Origin of the sequence: Bacteroides sp. ET71, from assembly GCF_023336905.1 — a bacterium.
GTDB lineage: Bacteria > Bacteroidota > Bacteroidia > Bacteroidales > Bacteroidaceae > Bacteroides.
Genome location: NZ_JAMBLS010000013.1, coordinates 29,249 through 52,490, shown reverse-complemented (window position 1 = coordinate 52,490; position 23,242 = coordinate 29,249). Strand labels below are relative to the sequence as shown.

Genomic DNA, 23,242 nt, shown 5'->3' with positions numbered 1-23,242 from the left:
GGCTCTCCCGAGGGGCTTATGGCTCTGCCCTAAGAACCCGGCAAGGACTTTCAGCCCTATGCAACCCGACCAAAGAGTGACCCCCTCTTTGGAAACTCCGCTTAGTGGCTTCCACCCCTAAGAACCCAGAGCAGGAAGTGACCCTCTCCCTGCACCCTCCGATTAAAGCTCTGCCCTAATAACCCGAAGTGAAACCCAAAATACAGACAAGCCTATGGCACAGAAGACATCCATCAACATCAAGCCGTGCAACATCGGCAGCAGCGAAGCGCACAACAGGCGGACAGCGGAATACCTCGCCAATATCCGCAAGGAGAAGTTCTACATCCGTACCGACCTCATGGCAGGAAACGAGACATGGGTATCACCTGATTTCGGCGAAGCCACGCTCACCGACCGCTACAATCAGATAGCCGCAATGGTCAAGGAAAAGACAGGCCGGGCGATGCAGACCAAAGACCGTGAACGGGTGAACAAGAAGACGGGCAAGGTGACCATCGTCCGTGGCAGCACTCCGCTCAAGGAGGGCGTGGTTGTCATCAAGGACGACACCACGATGGAGCAGTTGCAGCGTTTCTGTGAGGTGTGCAGGGAGCGCTGGGGTGTCACAGCACTGCAAGTGTTCATCCACCGTGACGAAGGACATTACGGAATACCCGGCGACAATGCCACATGGAAGCCCAACCTTCACGCCCACATCGTGTGGGACTGGATGAACCACGACACGGGCAAGTCCTGCAAGCTGAAAGAGCAGGACATGAGCGAGATGCAGACCGTTTTGGCTGAGTGTCTGGAAATGGAAAGGGGCACCTCAAAGGAGGTGACGGGCAAGGAACATCTGGAACGCACGGACTTCATCATCGCCAAACAGAAGCAGGAAGCGGAACAGGCGAAAGCCGCAAGGAAAGCCGCCATCGCCGCCAAGGAGGAAGCCGAAGCGGAACTCATTTTTGTAGAGAACGAGAACAAGGCGAAAGAGCAGTACCGTCTTTCCCTCGACAGAGAGATTGCCGAAAGGGAGCAGCAGCTCAAAGACGAGCGCAAGGCGAAAGTGGACAGCATACTTGACAGCGTCGGCAGTCTTGTGGGAGTCGGCAAGTCTGCTGCGGTCGGAAAGGAAAACGCCAAGCTGAAAGCCGAGAACGAGCGCATCAGAAAAGCCTTTGCCGAAGCCGTAAAGGACAAGGCGGAGGAACGGACAAAGGCATTGACAGCAGAAAAGCAGAAAACCGAAGCGGAGCGTGACAGGGCTTTGGTGCAAAGCCGCTCTCTTAGCATGGAAAGAGACAAGGTGGTACGGCGGCTTCAGGAACAAAAGGACAGCGAGCAGCAGCGCATCAGCCAAGCGGTAATTCAAGCCACGGCGGAGAAAGACAAGGCCATCCGCCTGTTGCAGAGTGCGCTGAAAGCGAGCAGGCATATCCTAAGCCTGTTTGCGGATATGCTCTACAAGGCAAGCGAGGTTTTCAGGCGAGCCATAGATGCGATTATCCATTTCGGGACGGAACAGCACAAGTCATTCTTCGCCCCGTCCGAAGCCGCCGACATCAAAAGTGTGATGCAGGAGTACGGGGAAACGACCGAACAGCAGAATATGGTCGGCGCATGGCTCTGTGACTATGCGGAGAGCCGACAGCCTTTTGACGAAATAAAACATCGCCATACACTCAAGGAGGTTGGCGATGTGGCGGAGGGTCTGTATGATTGGAAAATTGAGAGAGGTCGAGATGGAGTCAATTTGTAACCATTTAATTTAATTCATAAATCCAACATTGCTTATAGGTCAATATCATAGCTTTTGCCATAATATAGTAAGAAATCTCAGAATGGGTATATTAGCGTATTGGATTCCCATTCTTCAAGCGTCGTTCTCGCGGTGAGAGAATGTATGTCTTCCCTTTGTGCGATTTCCTTGAGTATGGGAACCGCAATATCTGGAGATGTTTGCAGTAAGCCAAAGGCTGCAAACATTCTAACCCCTACATTGGAATCAGACAACAATGCCTCCAATTCACTCACTCGTCCTAATCCCTTGAGGTATTTAATAATTTTAATAACTTGTTTAAAGGCTTTATTGCCCTTTCTATAATCGCCATTCTCTGTTGCGGCAACCTGAGCAGCCGCTAAAGTCTTAAAAGTGGATAATACTTTGCTAATATCATCAGTTTGTTTCATTATTCCGCTGCTATTCATATGTTTTTTGGAGAAATATCTGTTTATGATTGATTTCTTAATACTCTTTCTTCTTTTTATCGAACGGATATTCATCGTTCCATGAATTTTCTTTTATAGTATAGATGTAGTTTCTATCTTCAAAGACTTCATCGCTAATTTGATGAAAAGTAGCGGCGTTAATGTCATTTAGTTGCTTCCTGTCAAAGAATACATACTGTTTGTCGGTTGCAATACGCCCGTAAAAATAGAACGTGGCATTTTCTACATCTAATGAGTCTTTGAGGAAAGGTTCTCCATTCAAGAAGAGCATATCATTAACTAAATATTTGCCGACACCGATTTCCTCAAAACGTTTAATATCTATATTCCGAACGATTACAGAATCACCATAAATAACATTTCTGCCATTGCGGAAATATTGATACCCCGGCTCAACAGGATGTTGCAAGGAATCTATACGCTGTAGTTCCCACTGTCCTGTTTTAGAATTAGGTACAGTCTGATAGACATAGTTCTTGTCTATAAACCAATCCTCGCCTATAATCCTAAAACTGTTTCTATCGACATCAGTTCTCTTATCATTGTAGTAAACGTAATTTTTGTCTCGTATCCACTCATCCGACCTGCGGCCAAGACGATACACGAAATATTCGGCAGTTTCAGCATCTATGCTGCTATGGGAAGGTCTTATGAATGAACTGCTGCTGGAGAAATCGCGGATATAGACATTGTTTTTATCACACGCAACTCCGTTGGCATTGATATGGAATGTTTTGGCATCTACGTTTTCTATCAACTTGCTTCCAAACCAGACATGTGTTGCATCCTTTGCCAAGTTGTCATCTAATACCATAAATGTTGCCTTGTCCACGTCTTTGAGGTATCCCCAATTACCGTAATTGATCAGGTTTAGCGAATGTTCAACAGAGATATAGTATATGCCTCTGATATTTTGATAGTAGGTATAATAATCACTGTTAACTTTATGACCTCTGGGTATAGGGAAGCCAAAAGACAACAATGCAAAAACATATAGGCCAATTATAGAAGCTGTGATAATTGCTATTTTGGAATACCTTTTCATTATATATTTCCTATTTTGAAATCCGATAACAAAATTACAAAAAAAGTACCGTTTATCAGTCATTTATGGACGGTACTTTTTTGTTTCTCAATGCAATATCCGATTACAGTTTCATCCCCCTGCTTTTCCTTTGCGGCTGTATGGGACAGCGAATGTTCTGCCTTAATTTGTTGAACTGTTCCTTGAACCATTCGCCAATCGGTTGCCAGCCATGCATTGCGGTATTCTGTTAGGGATTTCTGCGTATAATCTTCATTATCCCATTCCACACCGCAACATGGACAGATATCGTATGTCGGAGTCTTTCCATCAACACCCCACGGATTGTAATTGCCAAGTGGATATCCACAAATAGGGCAGAAATTATTTATATCTGTTCTTTTATCAGCTTGTTCCATAATACCCATAATATTATTTACAAAAACATCACAGCAACAATCAAAGTCAGCAGAAAACCCAAACCGCATATATTATTTATCACTTCACTTTCCATCCACAAATCATGGTACGAGCGTTTGCGCCCTATCACCTTGAAGAAAATATAACGCACGGCGGCTCCTATATAACGAAAGAAGTCCATGACAAAATTGAACACGTACAATATGCCGAAAAATATAAGGTATATGAATTTCATCGCTTACCTCCTTTCCGCACTTCAGGATATGCCCAAAGTAGCAATGAAAATAAAAACACGATGAAATAGAACACGACATACCTTTTGTTAAGTTCCCTTTCCCAGAATATGGTATCGTTCTTTGCGTCGTAGTAATACGCTAATTTTTCAACGTTCTCGGTCTTACGTTTGGAATAGGGTATAGGTATGCCTGTATAATATTCTTTGCCGTTATATGCTATTTTAACGGATGAACCAAGCTTTCTATAATTTACTTCCAATATAGAAAAATTTGTAATCGGAGTTTGGGATGCCACAATGCTTGCCCTATGTTGATACAGCCCAAAAACATATATTGCCAACCCTAACAGAGCAATGTTTATTGCCGAAACAATAGGAAGCCATTTGTTAAATCTCATCGTTTGCCTCCGTTCCTCCAATCTTATAATCAAATCTGTCAAACAAGACCCTCTTTCCGGCGTAATTACCCAAAATGTAGCTGAGAGTGACGCTAATCCATAAAGGAATACCGCAAGTGTATTCTACAGAATCAGTCATATTGATAATACATTGATTGTCCGTGGCAATTTTTAGCAAATCCGAAAAAGTAAATTTAGGAGGCAAATTCTTCTGAATTTTCTCAAAGTCTTGAATTGCTTCTTTATGAAGACCTTCCGGTATGGCATAAGAAACCAGTTCCCAACTCCTTTTTTCTTGGGGAGTTTTCAAGAATCTGACAAACGAGGCATATTCTTTGGGAATATCCTTGATGCTCCTTTTTAACACCTTCTCGTATTTCGCACACATCGGACTGCAATAGTCCGCCTCGGAAATCTTACATCTGTTCCGTTTTATTGGATGCCCGTCATAATCGCAGAACAGTCTGTATTGAACTATAGAACGGTTATAGTCGCCTATCTTCTTATTTTGAGGGATACGGTCATATTCCTCAAAATAAAAATCATATACTTTGTCAAGAATGGCCAAGCCCTCAATGGCACAAAACCATTCGCCTTCTTTTATCCGGCTATTTGATTCCATAACTTATCATTTAATGGCATTTCAAAGATAGCGAAAAGAAATAACCTAATCAATTATTAGACTATTCTTTCCCCGTTAGGTTTAAGCAAATTAACTCTTATTGTTGATGTCCTTTTCTGTTTTGAGGCGACATAACATTTTTTCGTATAGACATATTATAGTTGTAGCAAAACATTTTATGTTCATTTATAGATTAAAGTTTGTACCCTTATTGGCTCATATCTAATCTACTCAAGGCATTTACTTTCAAGAATATTCAATAATTCCCCCGACAACTGATATAGCTTAATTGAAATTCGCCCATTGACAGAGTATAAACCAGACTATTTCTGTAATATTTGGAATTACTATTGGTCGTTGCTTCATCTAAAAGTGTGACATTATAGTGACATTTTTAGAATTAACCTTATTTTCTCAATGTCTAAAATTCATATTTATATTGTTGAAATACAATAATATACAACAGAACATAATGTTATTGTTTGTCAGTAGCCTAATACCCCAAATGACTTCCGTCATTGGGAGAGGTGCCAGGCGGACAGCAAGCTGGGCACAACGGATTGTCCGATATAATAAACAGATAACATGGCAGAAAAAGCGAAACAGGTAATGGATATAAAACCATCCGCAGGTATCTCCACATCCCAAAGCGATGAGCACCAACGGAGGTGGACGGAGAAAGGATGGGAACATGCCATAGGCAAAGGGAATTATGATCCGACCAGAGAACACTTGAATTTTGAAATTGTCAAGGGCGGTAAGGTGCGCCCTGTGGACAAGACAAAGAGCATCCCTGAACGGATGGCGGAAAACCTGCATAGTCGTGGCATTCGAGACAAGAATGAAGGACTGGCGGAACCAAAGTATCGTACAATCGCAAACTTTCTCTTTGGCGGTTCGCAGCTTCGTATGCGTGAATTGGCTTTCGGGAATCAAAATGTGGATTTTAACAAAGGTGCAGACAATTCATCAGTCAAAAGAAAACCGGAAATTGAAAGATGGGCACAGGACATTTATGCGTTTGTATCCAGCAAATTCGGTGAGGAGAATATTATAGGCTTCTATGTACATCTGGATGAGTTGAACCCTCATATACACTGCACCCTTCTGCCAATCAAGGACGGTAAGTTTGCATACAAAGAAATCTTTTCCGGAAAGGATAAGTTTGAAGGGAGCAAACGCTTTCGTGAGCTTCACAGCGAATTGGCTGCAATAAACCGTAAGTGGGAACTTCGGCGTGGTACCAGCATCGCCGAGTCCGGCGCTCGTCACAGAACGACCGAGGAATACCGCCGTATGCTGTCGGAGGAATGTACGACCATCGAGGAGCAGATTGCCCGTCATAAGGAAGTCCTTTCGGACCTCCGGTCGGACATCAGGCTGGCAGAACGCAGGGTCAAGGGATTGACCTCTATGGTGGAAAATCTCCAGAAGAAGCAGGCGGAGAAGGAAGCAAGGCTCGCTGTTCTTGAAGACGAACTGAAAGAGCACAAGGGCGATGCCGATGTCATATCCGCCGAGACGGACAAGCTGAAAAAGGAGCTTGCCTATATCCAGCTTAAACTGGCAGACAAACAGGATAAGCTGAAGCTGGCTGACCGGCAGCTGTCCGACCTCAAAGAGAACATGGATGCCATTCAGGAGAGGACGGAACATCTCAAGGAAGAAGCCTACAAATACTCCCGTGATGTCCATTCCAAAGTGGACAGTCTGCTCAAGGACGCGATGCTGGAGAATATGGTGAATGAGTTCCGTGACCTTTCGGCACGGATGACCGGCCCGGAACGGCAGATGTTTGACGGCACTCTTGTACAGTCCATAGCGGAACAAGGGAAAGAGGTCATGCACTGCGCCACCCTGCTGTTCCTGGGCATGGTCGATGATGCCACCACCTTTGCCGAAACACATGGCGGAGGCGGAAGCAAGAGCGACCTCAAATGGGGACGGGACGAAGACGAGGACAACCGTGCATGGGCTCTCCGCTGCATGAGGATGGCAAGTCGCATGATGAAGCCTGCAATCGGCAGGAAGCCCAAGCGTTGACCGGCATCCCTGACCCATAAATCAAAAGAATCAACCAATAAAGTATCAGATTATGACGAAACATATCATTTTGTTCTTTGCGGCACTTTGTTCGCTGCACAACCATGCGAATGCTGCACCGTCGGACAGCGATACTGTCCGATATGAAAGTTTCAGTAATGGCATTGAAATGCTACGCCCGATGCAGCCCTCTTATCTTGACGGAGTGGTAGTCCCGACACGCAAAAGCGGCAACTGGTTTGTCAGCCTGTCCGGAGGGGCATCGGCGTTTCTCGGCACGCCGCTCGGCTGTGAAGACCTTTTCGGAAGACTCAAGCCTTCGTACACTATAGGTGTGGGCAAATGGTTCACACCGTCGGTCGGCGTCCGTGTCAATTACAGCGGGCTGCATTTCAAGAACAGTCAACTGTCCACACAGGAATATCATTATGTCCATGCGGATCTGATGTGGAATCTGCTCGGAAACAGGTATGCAAAACAGGACGAGGTTCGCTGGAGGCTTTCCCCGTATGCGGGTCTCGGACTGCTGCACAATGCGGACAACGGACACAACCCTCTTGCCATATCATACGGCATACAGGGCCAGTACCGCATATCCAGGAGAGTAAGCGTCCTGATGGAACTTTCCGGGACGACCACATTCCAGGACTTCGACGGATACGGAAAAGCGAACCGTCTCGGAGACCACATGCTCTCGCTGACGGCGGGATTCTCTTTCAGCATCGGCAAGGTCGGCTGGAAACGTGCTGTTGACCATCGCCCGTATGAACGGCGCAACGAGTGGCTGACCGGCTATGCGAACGCCTTGGCTGAACGGAACAGGCAATATGCCGGAAAGCTGGACAAGGAAAGAAGGACTTTGGACGAGCTGAAGAAGGTTCTCGAAATCGAAGGACTGCTTGATACTTACGGACACCTGTTTGAAGACATGGAAGCCGATGACAGGAGGTTTCCCATAAACAATTACAGCGGACTGAACTCCCTCCGAGCCCGGTTGAAGAACCGTCATTGGGACGGCAATTCGTCTCTTGCAACAGAAACGGGTACAGATAGTATTCAAGGCATGAATACGGACAGCATCAGCAAAGCGGGAACGGACAGCCTGCCCGGAAAATGGAACGCGGCAATCAACCGCCCGGACACTGTTTCTGCGGCCGGTTATTTCGCCCTCATGCAGCATGGAGACGAATGTATAGGTTCTCCGGTCTATTTCTTCTTCGACCTTAATGCAGCCCGCCTTACGGACTCTCTGCAAAAGGTCAATCTTGATGCGATCGCTCATGTGGCCATGAAATACGGACTGTCCGTGAAAGTCACTGGAGCGGCGGACAGTGCGACAGGCACAGCTTCCATCAACAACACGCTGAGCACAGCCAGAGCCGATTATATTGCCGGCGAACTCATCAAGCGGGGCTTACCGGCAGAAAGCATTACCAGGATATACGAAGGCGGCATCGCCGACTATGTTCCTGACGAGGCCAACCGGCACACGAAAGTGGAACTTCATTTCAGATAAGTCTTTTTGTTCATAATTGAAATATAGTCAATCTATTGGTGAGAGCCTGTCCGTGACGGATCGGCTCTCACTCTTTCTACTGGAATCTACATCTGACGTGTCCTTTCCAACAGGGCAACTTTTTAGGCGTAAGATTTTGCTTTATGTCGATTATTTGATAAGATAAAGTACAAAACTCGGACCGTTTCCTCAATTTACGAGAAACTACTTTATCCGCAATAATACATCAGATAAAGTATAAAGTCGCAGCTTCTTTTTCAGTGATTGTGTTATTTGACAAACTGTATAATACATGAAAGTTGATTTATATTTTGAGACGCCTATTCAAATGGTAATTCAATTTCTGATTCGTCGGGGTTAATATCTTGGAACATAAACTCATACTCAATGTTTCCTATGAATTTAGATACTTTTTCAGCTAATTCAAGAACATCTTCTTTGCTTATATCTTGGAGGTTCCCTTCTTTATCTTTCCCATTCCGATGTACTATATCATGGCGTATGCCTATACATTTCATCAAATCTGATATTACGATTTTTTCTCCCAGATTTATTCCAAGAACGGAATTATAGATATTTTTAACGCGTGGAAGATTATGATATATAATCTCGCGCAAAGTCTTTATTATCCTGGAATCTATATTCTCCAAATGCTTAAAAATATCCGAAACTGCTATCTTTTCATCTTTATAATCCTTGAACCCCTCGACAAATTTTCGTTTTGTATCTTCAGATGACATCACTTTTTGAATTAGACGGTCACTTAAATATGCTTCCATACTGCTAATTACATTCGCATACAAAGTGCGGTATAACAGTTTGCGCGACCTTTCATCCAACACATCAATTTTGTCTAATACTTCAATGGTATCTTTGACATGTTCATCGAAGAATGTCGATTTATACTCCTCGTAGTCATCTTCATTGTCGGGAAATTCTTCTTCTACAGACAGACCATCCTCCACATCCGTAATTTCTCCATCACCACCATAAATTCCGTTGTTTAGAGTTATTTCAAACAGGTGTCCACAATTAGGACATTCATGCTCGTAATCTTCGCTATTACAACTATCGCTATGGTTCTCTGCTGTAAAATCTGGCATGGGAACATACAATGCGTCAGTCTCATTATCATGTCCACATTCCGGACATTTAAATCGTAATACTACGAAATCTGCTATCGGATTAAATTCAAAAGAAGCCATATATAATTTGATATTTTAAAGCACTCCGAAGCCTCCTATTGAAGCTGTAATTTCTGTATTTCATTCAAGTAGAAAAATGCCTCAGTGTTCGTTTTCTTCAGCTTATTGAGTTTTGTTGGCATAGGAGATTGAATGACAGCATCAGCCAACATACTGGATTCTCCAGGATTATAGTGTTTGATTTCCGTTATACCTTTTTCGATAAGTTTTGACAGATAGGCTGCTTTGGCGGCATTGGTTATCGCCCTTTCGATACTATACACCTCGCTGTGTATAAATCCTCTCACCCTTTTGATGCCATCCTGTAGTAATTCAAACTCTTCCGGTCTGTATTGCCCTCTCTGCATAATACAGAATGCAGTATCATAGATGTCGCTTAAAACAGCTTGCAGGTCACTTGCGTCGCCTTTCCTGTATTGTAATTCCGTAGAAGCGAATCTCTGGAATGTTTCTATTGTAACCGTCAGATCGGATATGCTGTCAAACAATGTGGCGATGTCAAACAACTGTTTGCATATTTCCATTGAACAGTTTTTGTCTCCCTTGAAAAATGGAATCCCCGTCGTATGCGGAGCAAAGGCCGTGAGTTTATCACCTAACAAGTCTTCCTTGCTGGGCAGTTTTACCATGACCGGTTCTCCCTGTTGTTTCAGAAAACGGCTCTGGATAGGTGCTTCTATCACATTGACATAATGGGTTTCCTCAAACAATACATCCAACAGGATTTTGTCCTGTTTGCCCCCTGCCGGATAAGACACTTCATAGAAAAACTTGGCATGTTGTTTCGGGACATCCGTGCGGGATATGCGTTGTACCAGTTCCACATTGCCGAACCCGTATTCAGCGGAATATTTTTCAAGATAATCCTCTATCCGGGTTCCGGGAGGGCAGATTATATCAATGTCTATCGAGAGTCGCCGGCTGCTGTCGAAATGGAGCAAGAGAGAAGAGCCGCCTTTGAACAGGAACGGACATCCTGAGCGGACAAGGGCTTCCAACAGGGAGAAGGCCCTGATTGTTTTCTCCACAAGTGCAATATCTCGTATATTATTCTCATTGGCAACGGTTTCTATCCATGCCAGTGTTCTACTTTCCGGATGTATCATATTCTATTTTTATATTTTTCAAGATTCTTTCTACCTTATCTTTTCTATTCCGTCTGGATGCGTAGCGCAAGAGACGGTTTTCATTAATGGAATAACTGGAGAAAGCATTGGCGTATATTGTGTGCAGCTCATTACCTTGCATGAATACCAGTTCCTTGTCGCTTACGGCATCCACCAGCATCTTCTCCATCATAGGTACGGGACATCCGTCAACTTCTGTTACAGGGGCTTCCCTTATCAATGGCCTCACAATGATTGTCTCATCGTTTGTAATATACCTGACACATTCCTGTTTTGTAGGATTGAGAAGAATCGGCAGGTTTATGCCAAGCCCTTGTAACGACTGAAAGACAGCCTCCATTGCCAGTCTTTCCACATCAACAAACATAATCCTGGATGCAGGTACATGCTGCATCAGCGGAGTAAGCGCAGATGATCTCCATATACAGTAATCTATAAACGGATAGCGTTCCCTTATATGATGGTTGAGATTACGTTCTGCTTCATCGGGACTATAAACAAACTCTTTTCTTTGTTCATTCAGAACATGATATGTCCCATGAGAAACTCTTGCAATCTGTTGATTGGCGACCATGCGGTTTAAAATGACAACAAGAGACTTGTCAGACACGCCATTCGTACCTGAGCACAATGCTTTCAGGAGATCACGTCTTGTGAAAAGACCGCCCGTCTTCATTGCATAGTCTAATATTTGATCTGCTATGGTCATCTCAGTTATCTGTATTCCGCTACAAATATATAACAAAATCGGCAAATACAAATGCAATTTGCCAAAATAGTTATATTTATTTCAGAAAAACCTGTCTTTTATAAGAATAACAATAATGGCAAATACTTTATAGATTTGCCATTATTGTTAATGTTTTCTGTCGCAATAATAATCTCTTTGCTCATACTCCGGCTGCCTGTCAGCCCTGTTTTTCCGTGCAAAGGTACTGCGGAGGGCGAATGTCAAGTACCGCCATGCTGACAGGCCTGCGTACCGGATGACAGCTTTCCGCAAATCACAGATTTGGGTATTTCATCAGCTACTTTGCCGTCCACTTGCCTTATTGCCCCTGACCCGCAGTCTTTTCACGCACGAAAATCATTCCCGACCGGAAGCCGTAAGGCTCCGAGAAAAGGGAAAGATAAAGAAAAAGTTTAACGGATTAAATTTAAGAGTTATGCCTAATTGGTGTTCAAGTGCGTATGTGATAGAGGGCGACGCAAAAGAAATCAAGAGCCTCTATGAGTTAATGAAAAGACTGGAAGACATGGAAAACCCTTCAGTGGAAAACGGCTTCGGGACTACATGGCTGGGATGCCTTGTGGATGCCTTGGGCAAGGATTGGAACGATGTAAGTTGTCGTGGTGAGTGGAGCTGCCTCGAAATGGACGGCGAAGTGATAAGGTTATACACCGAGACGGCGTGGTCTCCCTGCAATGAGGTGTTTGACCTTGTGAGGGAAAAATATCCGTCACTTTACTATTACTTTCAGGCGGAAGAGCCGGGCATAGGAATTTATGAAACGAACGACAGTTCGGGCGTCTATTTCCCCGACAGGTATTTTTTTGATGCCTGTACGCCCGAAGAAGAGTACATCAGCGAATACTTCGAGAATCAGGAAGATGCGTTCAAGTGGATTGAGAAAGAGACCGGGAAACCGATAAGGTCGGCAAAGGATGTCGAAGCTCTTGACGCAGAATGGAGTGAGAAGAGCGAAGATGCTTTCTGCTACCTGCATGAGTTTGAAGTGATAGGTTAACTCGGGTAAAGGGGCATATCTCCCGGGCTGCAAGTCAGTTCGGGGGATTTTTCATGTCATCACAATCCTTTTTCCGGTCCCTGCTCCCTGTTTTAGCCGGATGCCCTGGAAGGCACTGCAACCTTTTGTATGTTCCTGCCGTCCTGCCTTTTTATTCCATGACTTCTGTCCGCTTTTATCATGGGCCATCGACCGTTCCTCCGTTTCGGCATTCCCCGCCGGAGTGATTTTCCCATGCAAAGGTACAGCGTCCGTCCAGCCGTCAAGTACCGCTGCGCTAACCGGTTCACGGATTGAGCGGCAGCCTTCCCAAATCGAAGATGAACTTTCAGTTCCCCGCAGGGTTGGGTATTCCGTTAAATCCCTGACGGTTTCCTTGCCTTTCCTGTTCTTTACACGCTGTCTTTCCTGCATGTAAAATCTTTCCCGACAAGGAAGCCGAAGAAGGCTTTCGAGAAAAGGGAAGAAAAAGAATGTTCAACAAATTAAATTTCAAGATTATGCACAGCAAAATTTTTCAAATTACAACGACAAAGGTGGACAAGGAATGCTATCTGAACGAGGACACGCTTATGCAGGGCGACAACAGTTATTTTGACTATTGCTGCGAAATTGGCGAGAAGGAGCGCAAGTACCACATTGACATATTGGTAAACCATATCCTGCCCACAGGGATGTTCGAGCTTGTCGATGAAGATACAATCCGCTACACCGGCGGGGCGGAAAAGTGGAAGGAGGATTTTGTGGCAGGTTTGCGCAGCAAGATGGAAGCCGTTACCCCTGACACGATGCTGGATTATATCGGCTCGGTCTATCAGCTTGAAAAATACTTGAAAAACCCGCTTGAAACAGCTTACTGGTTTTACACAGATGCGGATGGTATGCAATCCTATGCCGAACAGTCTTACGAGTTCATGCGTGAGATTTGTGGGTATGAACCCGGCACGCTGCTCTACATTGGAGGCGTCATTGATTATCATTTCTGACTCTAAATTAAAGGATTATGAACGAACAGGAAAGAATTGACTTGAAACGGAAACTTCGGGACGGACTTGCAGAATTGAGACTGACTTTTGACGAACTGCACAAGACCCTCGAATGGGCGGAATTGACGGAATGCTATCCTGAAGCATCCGCCGTATATAGGCGGATTGAATATCTGGAGGATACTGTAAATAAGATATGATTTGAATGACAAGACAGCCATCATCGGCAGAGGCGGTGTCCCGGCCGGTGGTGGCTGCCTCACAACGGGACTGGCCGAGCCTGTTATAACATGCCCATAGGTCATGGGCTCCCTCCTTTTATATATGGATAAACGCTCATTTCCATGTGCCGCCAACACCCCACAGGATGTTTTTATGCGGCAAAGGTACGGCGAACGGACGGCCCGGTCAAGGACCGCCCTGGCTATCAGGATAAAATTTGACGGAAACTTTCCGCAATCACAGATGGCGGCATTTCATAAAATTTCACCGCAGATTCCTTGCCTGCCATCCTTGCCTTCGCCGTGGAAACCGCACATAAAAACAATCCCTGCGGCGGGTCGGAAGGCCCGGAACAAAGGGAAAATAAAAAACAGGACAATGACAACAGTAGAACTAATCAAAAGCATCGCCTTCGATTTCGGCTGGATAGTAAGTACAGACGAGGAAGAAGACACTGTAGTATTCGATTTCTGCTATTACACAAAGCACGGACTGGATTACGGATTTTGTGTCGAACTGACAGGAAACAAATTTGACGGGTTTCTTAGGGAGGTGGAGCGGAATTGCGAGGACTTTGACCCCGACTATGAAGCCTACCGGTGGATTGGCTATGACGGGCACGGAAAATGTGGCGCACCTTACCATATCAAGGACATTGTGGATGAGATGGAAGAGGCGAAAAAAAATTTCACGGATTTTTATAACTCATTAAAAACAGCATTGACATGAGAACAAAGACACTTTACAGGCGGGACGGCGCGAGAATCGGCATCAGCCGTTTCCCTAATTTCCACAAGTCCGGGAGCATTGCCGGCATGAAAAGGCTGTACTACGGAAAGAATGCACTGCTGATTCGGTGCGGCAGTTGGATTTACAATGTATCAGGCGAACCCGAAATTTATTATAACTTGGCTCATTAGATTATTATGGAAAGAAATTGCAAGAAAGACTTTCAAGCATGGAAAGGTATAATGGCTCTGAAGTTACTTTGCTGCAATATTGCGGCAGGCCGTTTCAACTGGCGTAAATACTGTACGCCACAGCCATATTATGGCCACGAGATTTGTGTTATACCCTTGCACAGCTCTTACGGTCAGATAGGCTATACCGTGTATTTCCCTTATTCCAATATGCCTGAAGTGGAATATGATTGGGAAATGGACAGACTGACCGTTGATGAAGAGAATTGGCAGGAGTATTTTCAGCAAAGCTGACAAAGGCACGGGGCTGGCATCCACGCCGGCCCCGTGTTCCTTTTTTTGCCTATCGCCGCATTCCGCCGCCATATTCCGCCTCTTGTAGCTCCTCCCTGTATTCGTCGAGTTCGTTCAGTTTCTCGTTTACGGCCATCAGGTTGCCATCAAACGTCGAGTTGTGGTCGTATGGAAAGCTATGCCGCACGGCAAGACCCGCATTGCATACACCTCCCACATCGAGCGCATCCTTCTCCCTGTTGTACGTTGCATACAGAATATCCCCGCTCGGCATTTCGAATACCGACATTCTCTGATGCGTCAGTTTGGCAAACTGTTCAACGACCATATCCTTGGCAAGCTCTTTCACATCCACGCTCGCACGGTCAATGCCGTAGCGGTTGATGTGGTCGCGTACCTCCTGTTCCGAGTATTTCAGCATCACCTCATAGGTGCCGCCCACGCTCCCGTTATACACGACGGCAAAGTCCTTGTCCTCGACAAGCAGGTTATCGCCCCTGTGCTGCAAGGGGGTCTGGTAGGTGTATTGTTCATCCATGCCGTTCCCGTCATAATATTCCTTGGCGCAGGCCAGCAGCCCCTCATAGTCCCCTTTGTCCCTCAGTTCGTCCAGCCGGCTTGTGTCGTCTGTGGACTGGAGGTAGGCAACGGACGCATAGAATGTCTTTTCCTGCGGAGAGACCTCGTTTCCTTTCCGTTCCGTATTGTCTTCGTCCAGTCCCCTTGCAATCCTGTCCACCTTCTGCGTGATTATAGAGGACGCCTTTTTTACATCCATCAGGGTCGTCTTGATGAACTGCGGGGACTCTTTCAATGAGTCGAGCCAGGACTTGAGGTAGGCGCAGCTGTCTTCCTTGATGTGTTTGGTCATGCCGTAACGTTGTGAGACCAGTGCGCTGCCGAGTTCGGCCACCAGTTCCTCCCTGGCATATTCCTTTGAACCGAAGGCTGTCGGTTCGAGGCGGTCAAGCACGCCTTTCGCACCGGTGGAATGGGTCATCTCGTGGAACAGGGTGCCGTAGAACGCTTCCCCGTCCTTGAACTGGACTTTTTCCGGCACTACGATTTCATTCTTCGTAATGGAATAGTACGCACTATCCTGATGCATGGGCCGTATGGGACAGATCCACAGGTTCTCGCTTATCATCCGGTCCACCGGCTCGAAGTCGAACTGTTCGCCTGCCTTGACTTCAGGACGGCCGTTTTCCTTTTCCAGCTTTTCCCACAATTCCGGACGCGCTTCCCGCAGGTTGGTCTGCTGCACGTTGAACACCCTGAAAACCTGCATCCTCGGATAGACATTGTACTCCTTCTTCTCATCTTCGGAGAGATTCTTGTAGTCATCATACTTGATTTTCTCCTTCGTCTCCTTATGTATGCAGGTGAAAGTAGTGAGCATCACCGGGAAAGATTTCTCGCCGCGCAGCACGGAGACCCTCGGCAGTTCCTGTCCGTCCTTGCCCGGCTTGTTCATCCGCTGCACGCAGTCGAAGGTACAGAAGCGGGGTATCTTGTACCCCTCTTTCTCGCAGTGCAGCATCAACATGAAGGCGTTCATGCCGTTATATTCGCGTCCGGACAGGTTGCGCGGCCACTGCAATGCGCCTTCCGTGAACCAGGGCTTGCGCCAGTCCTTATTGATGCTTTCTATCTTTTCAATCATCATCTCGGCGAACAGGTCGAGAGCCTTTTCCTCGCTGTTCGGCCCGTCCGCGTTCTGTCGTCTGTAACCGGCCATATCCGTCATCTGTTATCGTTATCGTTGCCGGCCTCCGGCACATACTGGTTGAGTTCTTCCACACGGCAGGAGATGTCCGGCTTGCCGTCGTATAGGGAGAGGGACATTTCTCCCTTCGCGTCCACCTTGACACCCGGCTGAAGCCATTCCTCCCTTTCCTTGCCGAAACAGAAGAAGCGCACCCATTGGTACTCGAACCCGTCATTGACCTTTTCCGTACTGAATGCGGAGAACATCAGGTACGGCTTGCCAGTCTTGTCCTTGCGTTCCTCTATGTGCTTGCCGGTCTTCCCACGGAAGACCATCTGCCCTTTGACGAAATCCGTGTTCCCGGCATCGGAAAGATCCACGGAATCCGCCGACAGGTTGAAATAGAGCTTCTCGCCCCTGCGTTTCAGCAAAAGGGTGCCCGTGACCTTGGCACGGGAGCCGTACCGGTATTCATGTACGGTGTCCTGTCCGCCGTCTTTGCTGACGCTGACTTCCATGTTCCCGTCATTCCCGTTCTTTCCGGGGATGGAGACCTGGAGAGGAAAACTTACGAACTCCTTGCCGTCCTTGCCTGTGCGGACGGAGGCGTCGCGGCTGATCGTGCCGCATAGGGTAACATTGCATTTTATCATCGCTTGTCTATTTTTGATGTGTGACATTTCCACCGGAAAGCAGAAACGGCCTTGTTGAAGTTGAACCGGAAATTCCCTTTGCTAATCGGGTGCCCTGATACGGATGTAGATTATCCATGCGGCAAGCAGCACCTGTATCCCGATGATGACAAGCGCCGCCACCCGGCCGAACAGCATAAGGTACATGACGGTATGCAGCACGCACGAGGACAATCCGAGTACATAAAAACATAATTGCATCATCACGCTTTTCATATTTTCATTGCTATCTTTTCAGTCCTTCTGTCTGTCCCTGCAGCTGTTCCATTCCCATCTCGAAGTTGCGGGAAGCCGTCTCGGAGAGGATGACCGTGTTGAGCAGTCCGCTCACGCGCATCCGCCTGGTCTCTTCGGAGAGAGAACTGTTGTTCAGCGTGGCCGACAGGCGGCTGAGTTCGGCGGAGGAAAGCTCCCTCGACATCTGCATGTTTCCGTTGTCGGCATGAAGCACGGCCTTGCCGTTTTCGTTGACGGTCAGGGTGCAGCTTTTCATACCCGGCAACAGAGACTTGAGGTCGATTCTCCCGCTGTCCATCGCGGCGGACACTTCCGCCTTCTGCCTTTCCTCCTCCTTATTGTCAATCTGCACGGCCAGCAGCATCAGGGAGGTGAAGGCGGTCATGGCCATCTCCACGACAGGATCGCTGCATCCGGACAGGCCCACGCCGCTGTCCTCCGAGGAGAGCAGCTTTTTCATCCATCCTTCGGTGGTGAGCGGTTTCCCGTCCCTGGCGCTTTCCGTACTCCTGTATCTGGCAAGCAGGTCGTTGCCGTTGTGCAGCACCTGCTGCCGGATGCCGCCTTTCTGTGCGATTTCCGCCAGATACGCCGCCGGGTCGATGTCCCGCTGCGTGCCGTCCGCATAGATGTTTTTTACCCCGAAATGCAGATGTTCGCCGCCCGTCTTTCCGAGCTGCTGCCCGGACTTGACAGTATCCCCGGCCTTGACGGAGACTTCGCCGAGGTGCATATAGGTACACTGCACCTTGCTGCCGTCCTTCCGGCTGTATTCCACGGTCACGGACTGTCCGCCACCGCTTCCTTTCACGGAGACGACCTTGCCCCCGTTTTCCGTGGCGAGGACGGCATCCTCGTCACACCGGATGTCCAGCCCCTTGTGGACTTTCCCGCCGCCGTTGGCCGTGCGGCCGTCCACGCCGAACGGGGTGGTGACAAAAAGGAAATCCTTCCTTTCGACCGGAAAGGAATAGGCCGCGCTTTCAGATTCTCCCAAAGGGTTTTCCTCCACGCCGAAATGCCGTCCCTGTGCCGCCATTTCCTGCATGACCTGACGGTCGTATCTGTCAAGGCCGTTCTGCTCGATGATTTTCTGTAGGTTGGCGGCATAGCCGCTTCCCGTGGCATACCCGGCACGGGCGATGCCTTCCGTCCATCCCTTGTAGTCGTCCGGCGAGAGATTGAAGCAGGCGGCATAGCGGCTGTTTTCTTTCAGGAAACGGGAGTGGTGCTCGTAGGAGTCGCCCACGGAATCATAGCTGCAGAACTTCTCGTTTGGCCTGTCGTCCGAATACAGGGCGTACCGTCCGCCTTCGTCAATCCATGACGGCGTGGCCTTGATGCCGAAGTGGTTGTTCTCGTTCCGTGCCAGCTGGCTCTGGCCGTTACTGCTCTCAAGTATGCCCTGCGCCAGTGTCACGGAGGCGGGAATGCCGTACCGCCGCATCTGTAACATCGCATATTCGGCATACTTCTCTGCGTATTCTTGGTTCTTGCTCATGTCTCTATCTTCTGAATGTTATTTGATGTCCGTTGTCACAATCTTCGGTTCGTGAGTCTGCGGATATATTGGATTGGAGTTTCTGGGCCGTATCTAAGACAGTAATATGAAACCTTGATTTTCCCAGTTCCGAAATGCAGCGTTCGGATTCTCCGCTGTACGGTCCGAAAGCGGATATTACCTTATGCGGATTAAAAGGCGGACGGTCTTCTTTCTGCACCTTCATATTAAGTTCAAGCGCAATGGTTTCAGCATCGTCCATATAAGAATAATATTGTCCTTCGTGCTTGAGCAGGACAATGGTTTCAGACTGTTTTGATTTGATGTCCTTACAATACGAAAGAAATTCTTCCGATAATGTGTCAACAATATTCCTTTGTTCCTGTTCCCTCTGTTCCGGCTCCCTGTCGGCCGATGCCGCCGTTTCCACGGCATTGCCCTGCCTCTGTCCTTGCCGCATCACATCGGAAAAGAGCGAGGCGGCCAGGTTCCGTTTGTACCCGTCCTTGTCCTCGGCAAGCCACATCCGCTGCCACTGCTGCTGCGTGACGGCTCTCGGCTCCGGCTTGCGCCCGTCGATGGTCGCCGCGCACAGGATGCCGTCTTTCTTCGTCTTGAACACGCTGACCCGCTGGATGCGGTTCAGGTCGATGTCCTTCACCCCGCAACTGAACAGGTCAACCTTCAGGTCGGGTTTCGTCTCCGCAAGGGCGTGATACTTGTGCGCCAGTTCCATGCGCACTTTGCCAATGTTGTCCATCGCCTGCTTGAGCGTGGAGAAGAACCGGTTCACGTCCTCTTTGTCCGGATAGACGCTGTAGCCGCTCCCGTTCTCCGGCTTGATGTAGAGCGCCCAGCGGTTCTTGTCGTCCTGTATCATCTGTACCTGGTCGAAGCTGACCTCACCGGCCCGCTTCACCGCAGGAGCCACATCCAGCGTGGAGAGTTCCTGCATCTCCCAGTTCTTCAGCCGGGCCAGGGAAACCTCCTTGCCGGAAAAATAGCTGTCGTCGGGTCTGAAGCCCAACGCCCCGTCCGGGTTGAAGAACTTTATCTGCCCGAATCCCTCTTTGCGCAGGGCTCTCTCGATGCGGTTCTTGTTCATTCCGGGCACCTCGTTGTCCACTTCCAGCGATGCGCCGGCCGGCAGGATCACGTCCGCCGTTTTCGCGGCCCTGTCCCTGACCACGACAATGGTCTTTTTGTCCTTGTCCGGATGACGGGCTATCTCGTCCGCAATGGCATGGTGTTTCGGAAGCTCCGCCCTCATGTCGGAGGTCTGTTTCCGGTTGCGGATGGTGGCGTATTCAATCTTCTCGCCGCGTTCCGCCTTGCGGATCACCTCAAGGGCGTTGTTCACGTCGCTTTCGAGCGCCGCCATCATGAACGGGTTCTCACGAAACTCGCGGTCCCAGTATTCCACCGTCTTCAGGCTTTCTTCCGACAGTCTGGCAGGCAGCCCGAGTTCCAGCATCTTGATGCCCGAAGCCACTTCCACGACCAGCCGTTCTTGTTTCAGCGCGTCATCCGAGGGTGGAATGCCGTTTTTCATCACCATGCCTTCTCGCGCCAGGCGCTGCTGGTGCCCGGTGGCGCTGACTATCTGCCGCAGGGTCTCCTGCAGGTAGTCGTGGTAATGCTCGAAATCCCGCTGGCGGGGCATATAGACGGCATCCCTGTCCGTCTCGTAATGGGGCATTCCGCTGCCGTCGTAGCGCACAGGTACGAGGTTCTCCTTCATCTTCAGCAGGAAATCATTGAACCGGATATGCAGCTTGCGGTTGTCCGCTTCCGTATAGCCCCTTCCCGCCGTGCCGCCGTACTGCCTCAGTGCGGCGGCATAGGATTCCCTGTCCGCATCCGGCAGGGTGGTCTGGTCTATGTTGAAAAGGGTGCGTACCTCCCGGTTATGCACGCCCTTGTACTGTTTCCGCTCTTTTTCGTCCAGTTCGAGATAGGCCGTGCGGCTGATGATCTCCTCCGGATTGTTCCTGTTGATGTACCTGTTCCAGTTGTAGAAAAGGAAAGGCACGCCGCGCTCATGTTCCCGGACGGACATGCCCATCGCCTTGGCGTCGTTGTAGAGGACGAAAAGGTTCGAGTTGCATCCGTTCCTGTCGGAATGCAGGCCCATGAAAAGGGCGTTGAACGGACTGACGGCCACGCCGCGCGGATAGAACTTGGGATAGCCTTTGCCGGAGGCGTTCAGCCAGTACCCGTTCGCGTTCGAGGCTCCGTTCAGGGCTTCGGAGAGCAGGTCTGTCTGCTTCTTCTCGGCATTTTTCTCTATGGGTGATTTCTCTTTCATATCCGTATGCTTTTTTTATTGTCGGTTATTGGATGCCCCGTGTGCGCACGACGGTTTCCGGACGGCTGTTGTCGTAGTTCTGTGAAGCCATCTGGTTCAGCCGGTCGCTCTGGGCAAGCACGGCGTTGGCCAGCGTGTTCAGCGGCAGGGCGCCTTTCCTGTAGGCGTCGGCCACCACCGGACTGAGCTGGACGGTGCACGGCACACGGTCTATCGTGGCCACCAGCGTGCAGCCTTGCAGCGTCGGGTTCACGATGCGGGGATTGAGCGGTTCGTCGGGATAACGCTTGTACTCCGGTTCCCGGTTTCCGGCGGTTAGTCCTTCCGACCGCTTGCGTTCCAGTGCCTCATGCCCGGCCTTGTTCAGCAGGTTCGCCCCGCCCAGGCCGATAAGGAGCATCTTAAGCAGCGGATTCCGGACAAACAGGCCCGCCACGATGCTCGCCATCGGCAGCAGGTTGTCCTTCAGGCGCAGGGATTGGGTCTTTCCCGTGAAGGCGCCCAGCAGGATGTCCGGAAGCATCGCCATGATGTAGCCGAGGTTGCCGGTGATGTCGCCCAGCCCGTCCAGTCCCACCGAACGCAGCAGTCCGTCCCAGCCGTTTTCGTTGCTTGGGCCGGCTGATGCAGATGGATTCTCCTGTCCGACAGTCGCAGTTTCTTCTCCGCCGCGACTTTGGACCTGTGGCTCCGTCCTGTTTTCTTCCCTCTGTTCCTCCTGCACTGCAGCCTGCCCGTCTTTTTCCTCCGCTTTCTGCCTTTCCAGCTCCCGCAGGTAGGCTTCTTCCTGGCCGGGGGCCACAATCAGCGGCACGTCCTTGTATTTTTCTTCCCGGTCATGGACGGACGTCCCGAAATCGGGCCACCATTGCGCGTTTCCCACCTGCATCCACTTTGTGAAGTCGAACTCGCACACGGGTATTTTCTTGTGCAGTACATTATTCGCTTCGGCAAGGGCGCCGTTTTCTTTGGGAGGGATGGCGGCGGCTTCCTTCCGGAAAGTGTCGAAGACATTGCCGTCGATGCCGAACACGCCCTTGCTGATGCACGCCTCCACTGTGGGGCCTTCCGGCTTGTCCTTTTCGAGATACCCGACGACGGTGGAGACGGCGGCGTCCGCCCCGATGAACTTGGCGAATGTCGCCCACGACCCCGCGCCGCCCAGCATGACGGTATCCGCAGTAGCTCCCAATGCCCAGGCAGCGCCTTTCTCCGCCTTGCCCGGACGGTAGGCGGCCTCGCCGCGGGCTTCTATCTCCTCGGCAAGCGGCGAACGGCCCAGCACCTGCGGCAGACCCAGCAGGCTCGACTCCGCCGCCTTGCGGATGATGTATTCTGCGGACGATTTGGGCATCCGTTCCCTGACCAGCCTGTCTATCATCAGCTGCTCCATGCGGTAGTCCACATAGGCATAGGCAAGGTCGCACCCCAGTTTCTCCGAGAGCTCGTCATAACGCTCCCTGCCGATTTCCTGCACGGCGGCACGACGCCACTGTCCGGCGATGCAGGCAAGGTCCTGCTGCATCTCCTCGGACGAGACGATTCTCTCCCGGCACATCGCGATGTAGTCCTCGGTGGTTTTCGAGTTCCATTCCCCCGTGACCTTGAGGGTCTGGTAGGGGTCGCCCAGCGGCTGGCCCGCCGTCGCCATCATGCTGAGTATGCCGCCGAGGGAGGTGGAGTATTCCATCATCTCCTCGCCCTGTTTCTCGTTCAGGTACGCCTGCGTCTGTTTCATGACAGGGGCAATGTGGCAGACGAAATAGTTGTCCATGAGGGATTCCGTCTCCGCAAACTGTCTGCTATGCTTTATTCCTTCCAT

The 23,242-nt window shown here is 49.1% G+C and carries 24 protein-coding genes and 1 pseudogene; 9 read left to right on the top strand and 16 right to left on the bottom strand.

The features are described 5' to 3' along the window. Positions 1–214: 214 nt before the first annotated feature. The gene (locus M3090_RS08670; protein WP_249055277.1) at positions 215–1,744 is read left to right on the top strand and encodes a mobilization protein; all 1,530 of its coding nucleotides are present in this window, start codon (positions 215–217) and stop codon (positions 1,742–1,744) included. A gap of 77 nt (positions 1,745–1,821) precedes the next feature. Here the strand turns inward: M3090_RS08670 and M3090_RS08665 are convergent, their stop codons facing one another. From M3090_RS08665 to M3090_RS08640, 6 genes and pseudogenes are all read right to left on the bottom strand, one after another. Then, on the bottom strand, positions 1,822–2,193 hold the full coding sequence (locus tag M3090_RS08665; protein ID WP_249055276.1) for a DUF2019 domain-containing protein: 372 nt from the start codon (positions 2,191–2,193) through the stop codon (positions 1,822–1,824). Between the two features lie 37 nt (positions 2,194–2,230). Next, positions 2,231–3,259, bottom strand: coding sequence for a DKNYY domain-containing protein (locus M3090_RS08660; RefSeq protein WP_162608280.1), 1,029 nt, complete (start codon positions 3,257–3,259; stop codon positions 2,231–2,233). Positions 3,260–3,362: 103 nt separating this feature from the next. After that, positions 3,363–3,464, bottom strand: a pseudogene (locus M3090_RS15915) (mobilization protein); the annotation flags it as partial. Positions 3,465–3,674: 210 nt separating this feature from the next. After that, positions 3,675–3,893 carry a hypothetical protein gene (locus M3090_RS08650; protein ID WP_249055274.1) on the bottom strand — a complete coding sequence of 73 codons (219 nt, stop codon included), beginning with the start codon at positions 3,891–3,893 and terminating at the stop codon, positions 3,675–3,677. Next, positions 3,890–4,291: a hypothetical protein gene (locus M3090_RS08645; RefSeq protein WP_249055273.1), complete on the bottom strand. Its 402-nt coding sequence runs from the start codon at positions 4,289–4,291 to the stop codon at positions 3,890–3,892. The genes M3090_RS08650 and M3090_RS08645 overlap by 4 nt, the downstream gene beginning before the upstream one ends. Then, complete coding sequence (locus M3090_RS08640) at positions 4,281–4,913, bottom strand: hypothetical protein (RefSeq protein WP_249055271.1); 633 nt, start codon at positions 4,911–4,913, stop codon at positions 4,281–4,283. Before M3090_RS08640 ends, M3090_RS08645 begins: the two co-directional genes overlap by 11 nt. 585 nt (positions 4,914–5,498) lie before the next feature. On the opposite strand from M3090_RS08640, the gene mobV reads away from it, so the two are divergent. After that, entirely contained in the window at positions 5,499–6,956 is a 1,458-nt protein-coding gene (gene mobV, locus M3090_RS08635; protein ID WP_317239166.1) for a MobV family relaxase, read from the top strand. 52 nt (positions 6,957–7,008) lie between these two features. Next, positions 7,009–8,472 (top strand): OmpA family protein, encoded by a 1,464-nt coding sequence (locus tag M3090_RS08630; RefSeq protein ID WP_249055267.1) that lies wholly within the window; start codon positions 7,009–7,011, stop codon positions 8,470–8,472. Positions 8,473–8,792: 320 nt separating this feature from the next. On the opposite strand, the gene M3090_RS08625 is transcribed toward M3090_RS08630, so the two are convergent. Genes M3090_RS08625 through M3090_RS08615 form a run of 3 tightly spaced genes read right to left on the bottom strand, consistent with a single transcriptional unit; the run spans position 8,793 to position 11,513 of the window. Then, positions 8,793–9,677 carry a hypothetical protein gene (locus M3090_RS08625; RefSeq protein WP_249055265.1) on the bottom strand — a complete coding sequence of 295 codons (885 nt, stop codon included), beginning with the start codon at positions 9,675–9,677 and terminating at the stop codon, positions 8,793–8,795. Between the two features lie 35 nt (positions 9,678–9,712). Then, positions 9,713–10,783, bottom strand: coding sequence for a nucleotidyl transferase AbiEii/AbiGii toxin family protein (locus M3090_RS08620; protein ID WP_249055264.1), 1,071 nt, complete (start codon positions 10,781–10,783; stop codon positions 9,713–9,715). Then, positions 10,764–11,513: a type IV toxin-antitoxin system AbiEi family antitoxin domain-containing protein gene (locus tag M3090_RS08615; RefSeq protein WP_249055263.1), complete on the bottom strand. Its 750-nt coding sequence runs from the start codon at positions 11,511–11,513 to the stop codon at positions 10,764–10,766. The genes M3090_RS08620 and M3090_RS08615 overlap by 20 nt, the downstream gene beginning before the upstream one ends. Before the next feature lie 457 nt (positions 11,514–11,970). Between M3090_RS08615 and M3090_RS08610 the strand changes: the two genes are divergently transcribed. Continuing rightward, positions 11,971–12,552 carry a hypothetical protein gene (locus M3090_RS08610; protein WP_249055261.1) on the top strand — a complete coding sequence of 194 codons (582 nt, stop codon included), beginning with the start codon at positions 11,971–11,973 and terminating at the stop codon, positions 12,550–12,552. Between the two features lie 51 nt (positions 12,553–12,603). On the opposite strand, the gene M3090_RS08605 is transcribed toward M3090_RS08610, so the two are convergent. Next, the gene (locus tag M3090_RS08605; protein WP_087334842.1) at positions 12,604–12,966 is read right to left on the bottom strand and encodes a hypothetical protein; all 363 of its coding nucleotides are present in this window, start codon (positions 12,964–12,966) and stop codon (positions 12,604–12,606) included. 86 nt (positions 12,967–13,052) lie between these two features. On the opposite strand from M3090_RS08605, the gene M3090_RS08600 reads away from it, so the two are divergent. From M3090_RS08600 to M3090_RS08580, 5 genes are all read left to right on the top strand, one after another. Then, a complete protein-coding gene (locus M3090_RS08600; protein ID WP_151896436.1) occupies positions 13,053–13,538 on the top strand; it encodes a hypothetical protein in 486 nt (161 codons plus the stop codon). A gap of 17 nt (positions 13,539–13,555) precedes the next feature. Continuing rightward, a complete protein-coding gene (locus M3090_RS08595; RefSeq protein ID WP_151896391.1) occupies positions 13,556–13,738 on the top strand; it encodes a hypothetical protein in 183 nt (60 codons plus the stop codon). Between the two features lie 400 nt (positions 13,739–14,138). Then, a complete protein-coding gene (locus M3090_RS08590; RefSeq protein ID WP_087334845.1) occupies positions 14,139–14,489 on the top strand; it encodes a hypothetical protein in 351 nt (116 codons plus the stop codon). Beyond that, the gene (locus M3090_RS08585) at positions 14,486–14,680 is read left to right on the top strand and encodes a hypothetical protein (protein ID WP_249055260.1); all 195 of its coding nucleotides are present in this window, start codon (positions 14,486–14,488) and stop codon (positions 14,678–14,680) included. The genes M3090_RS08590 and M3090_RS08585 overlap by 4 nt, the downstream gene beginning before the upstream one ends. Positions 14,681–14,686: 6 nt before the next feature. Next, positions 14,687–14,974, top strand: a complete 288-nt coding sequence (locus M3090_RS08580) for a hypothetical protein (RefSeq protein WP_087334849.1) — start codon at positions 14,687–14,689, stop codon at positions 14,972–14,974. A gap of 49 nt (positions 14,975–15,023) precedes the next feature. Here the strand turns inward: M3090_RS08580 and M3090_RS08575 are convergent, their stop codons facing one another. From M3090_RS08575 to M3090_RS08550, 6 genes are all read right to left on the bottom strand, one after another. After that, positions 15,024–16,712 carry a zincin-like metallopeptidase domain-containing protein gene (locus M3090_RS08575; protein ID WP_249055258.1) on the bottom strand — a complete coding sequence of 563 codons (1,689 nt, stop codon included), beginning with the start codon at positions 16,710–16,712 and terminating at the stop codon, positions 15,024–15,026. A 5-nt stretch (positions 16,713–16,717) separates the two neighbouring features. Beyond that, entirely contained in the window at positions 16,718–17,335 is a 618-nt protein-coding gene (locus M3090_RS08570) for a hypothetical protein (RefSeq protein WP_249055256.1), read from the bottom strand. An 81-nt stretch (positions 17,336–17,416) separates the two neighbouring features. Further along, the gene (locus tag M3090_RS08565) at positions 17,417–17,578 is read right to left on the bottom strand and encodes a hypothetical protein (RefSeq protein WP_162609275.1); all 162 of its coding nucleotides are present in this window, start codon (positions 17,576–17,578) and stop codon (positions 17,417–17,419) included. 22 nt (positions 17,579–17,600) lie between these two features. Next, on the bottom strand, positions 17,601–19,112 hold the full coding sequence (locus tag M3090_RS08560; RefSeq protein ID WP_249055254.1) for a glucosaminidase domain-containing protein: 1,512 nt from the start codon (positions 19,110–19,112) through the stop codon (positions 17,601–17,603). Positions 19,113–19,116: 4 nt separating this feature from the next. Beyond that, a complete protein-coding gene (locus M3090_RS08555) occupies positions 19,117–21,420 on the bottom strand; it encodes a zincin-like metallopeptidase domain-containing protein (protein ID WP_249055252.1) in 2,304 nt (767 codons plus the stop codon). A 25-nt stretch (positions 21,421–21,445) separates the two neighbouring features. Beyond that, entirely contained in the window at positions 21,446–23,242 is a 1,797-nt protein-coding gene (locus M3090_RS08550; protein WP_249055251.1) for a hypothetical protein, read from the bottom strand.

Excerpts from the sequence above, each read along its gene's own strand:
- M3090_RS08625 (WP_249055265.1), bottom strand. The coding sequence starts at position 9,677 with ATGGCTTCTTTTGAATTTAATCCGATAGCAGATTTCGTAGTATTACGA.
- M3090_RS08670 (WP_249055277.1), top strand. The coding sequence starts at position 215 with ATGGCACAGAAGACATCCATCAACATCAAGCCGTGCAACATCGGCAGC.
- M3090_RS08630 (WP_249055267.1), top strand. The coding sequence starts at position 7,009 with ATGACGAAACATATCATTTTGTTCTTTGCGGCACTTTGTTCGCTGCAC.
- M3090_RS08570 (WP_249055256.1), bottom strand. The coding sequence starts at position 17,335 with ATGATAAAATGCAATGTTACCCTATGCGGCACGATCAGCCGCGACGCC.
- M3090_RS08640 (WP_249055271.1), bottom strand. The coding sequence starts at position 4,913 with ATGGAATCAAATAGCCGGATAAAAGAAGGCGAATGGTTTTGTGCCATT.
- M3090_RS08555 (WP_249055252.1), bottom strand. The coding sequence starts at position 21,420 with ATGAAAGAGAAATCACCCATAGAGAAAAATGCCGAGAAGAAGCAGACA.
- M3090_RS08590 (WP_087334845.1), top strand. The coding sequence starts at position 14,139 with ATGACAACAGTAGAACTAATCAAAAGCATCGCCTTCGATTTCGGCTGG.
- M3090_RS08645 (WP_249055273.1), bottom strand. The coding sequence starts at position 4,291 with ATGAGATTTAACAAATGGCTTCCTATTGTTTCGGCAATAAACATTGCT.
- M3090_RS08580 (WP_087334849.1), top strand. The coding sequence starts at position 14,687 with ATGGAAAGAAATTGCAAGAAAGACTTTCAAGCATGGAAAGGTATAATG.
- M3090_RS08650 (WP_249055274.1), bottom strand. The coding sequence starts at position 3,893 with ATGAAATTCATATACCTTATATTTTTCGGCATATTGTACGTGTTCAAT.
- M3090_RS08575 (WP_249055258.1), bottom strand. The coding sequence starts at position 16,712 with ATGGCCGGTTACAGACGACAGAACGCGGACGGGCCGAACAGCGAGGAA.
- M3090_RS08550 (WP_249055251.1), bottom strand. The coding sequence starts at position 23,242 with ATGGAAGGAATAAAGCATAGCAGACAGTTTGCGGAGACGGAATCCCTC.
- M3090_RS08665 (WP_249055276.1), bottom strand. The coding sequence starts at position 2,193 with ATGAATAGCAGCGGAATAATGAAACAAACTGATGATATTAGCAAAGTA.
- M3090_RS08605 (WP_087334842.1), bottom strand. The coding sequence starts at position 12,966 with ATGCAGGAAAGACAGCGTGTAAAGAACAGGAAAGGCAAGGAAACCGTC.
- M3090_RS08660 (WP_162608280.1), bottom strand. The coding sequence starts at position 3,259 with ATGAAAAGGTATTCCAAAATAGCAATTATCACAGCTTCTATAATTGGC.
- M3090_RS08560 (WP_249055254.1), bottom strand. The coding sequence starts at position 19,112 with ATGAGCAAGAACCAAGAATACGCAGAGAAGTATGCCGAATATGCGATG.
- M3090_RS08565 (WP_162609275.1), bottom strand. The coding sequence starts at position 17,578 with ATGATGCAATTATGTTTTTATGTACTCGGATTGTCCTCGTGCGTGCTG.
- M3090_RS08600 (WP_151896436.1), top strand. The coding sequence starts at position 13,053 with ATGCACAGCAAAATTTTTCAAATTACAACGACAAAGGTGGACAAGGAA.
- M3090_RS08585 (WP_249055260.1), top strand. The coding sequence starts at position 14,486 with ATGAGAACAAAGACACTTTACAGGCGGGACGGCGCGAGAATCGGCATC.
- M3090_RS08615 (WP_249055263.1), bottom strand. The coding sequence starts at position 11,513 with ATGACCATAGCAGATCAAATATTAGACTATGCAATGAAGACGGGCGGT.
- mobV (WP_317239166.1), top strand. The coding sequence starts at position 5,499 with ATGGCAGAAAAAGCGAAACAGGTAATGGATATAAAACCATCCGCAGGT.
- M3090_RS08610 (WP_249055261.1), top strand. The coding sequence starts at position 11,971 with ATGCCTAATTGGTGTTCAAGTGCGTATGTGATAGAGGGCGACGCAAAA.
- M3090_RS08620 (WP_249055264.1), bottom strand. The coding sequence starts at position 10,783 with ATGATACATCCGGAAAGTAGAACACTGGCATGGATAGAAACCGTTGCC.
- M3090_RS08595 (WP_151896391.1), top strand. The coding sequence starts at position 13,556 with ATGAACGAACAGGAAAGAATTGACTTGAAACGGAAACTTCGGGACGGA.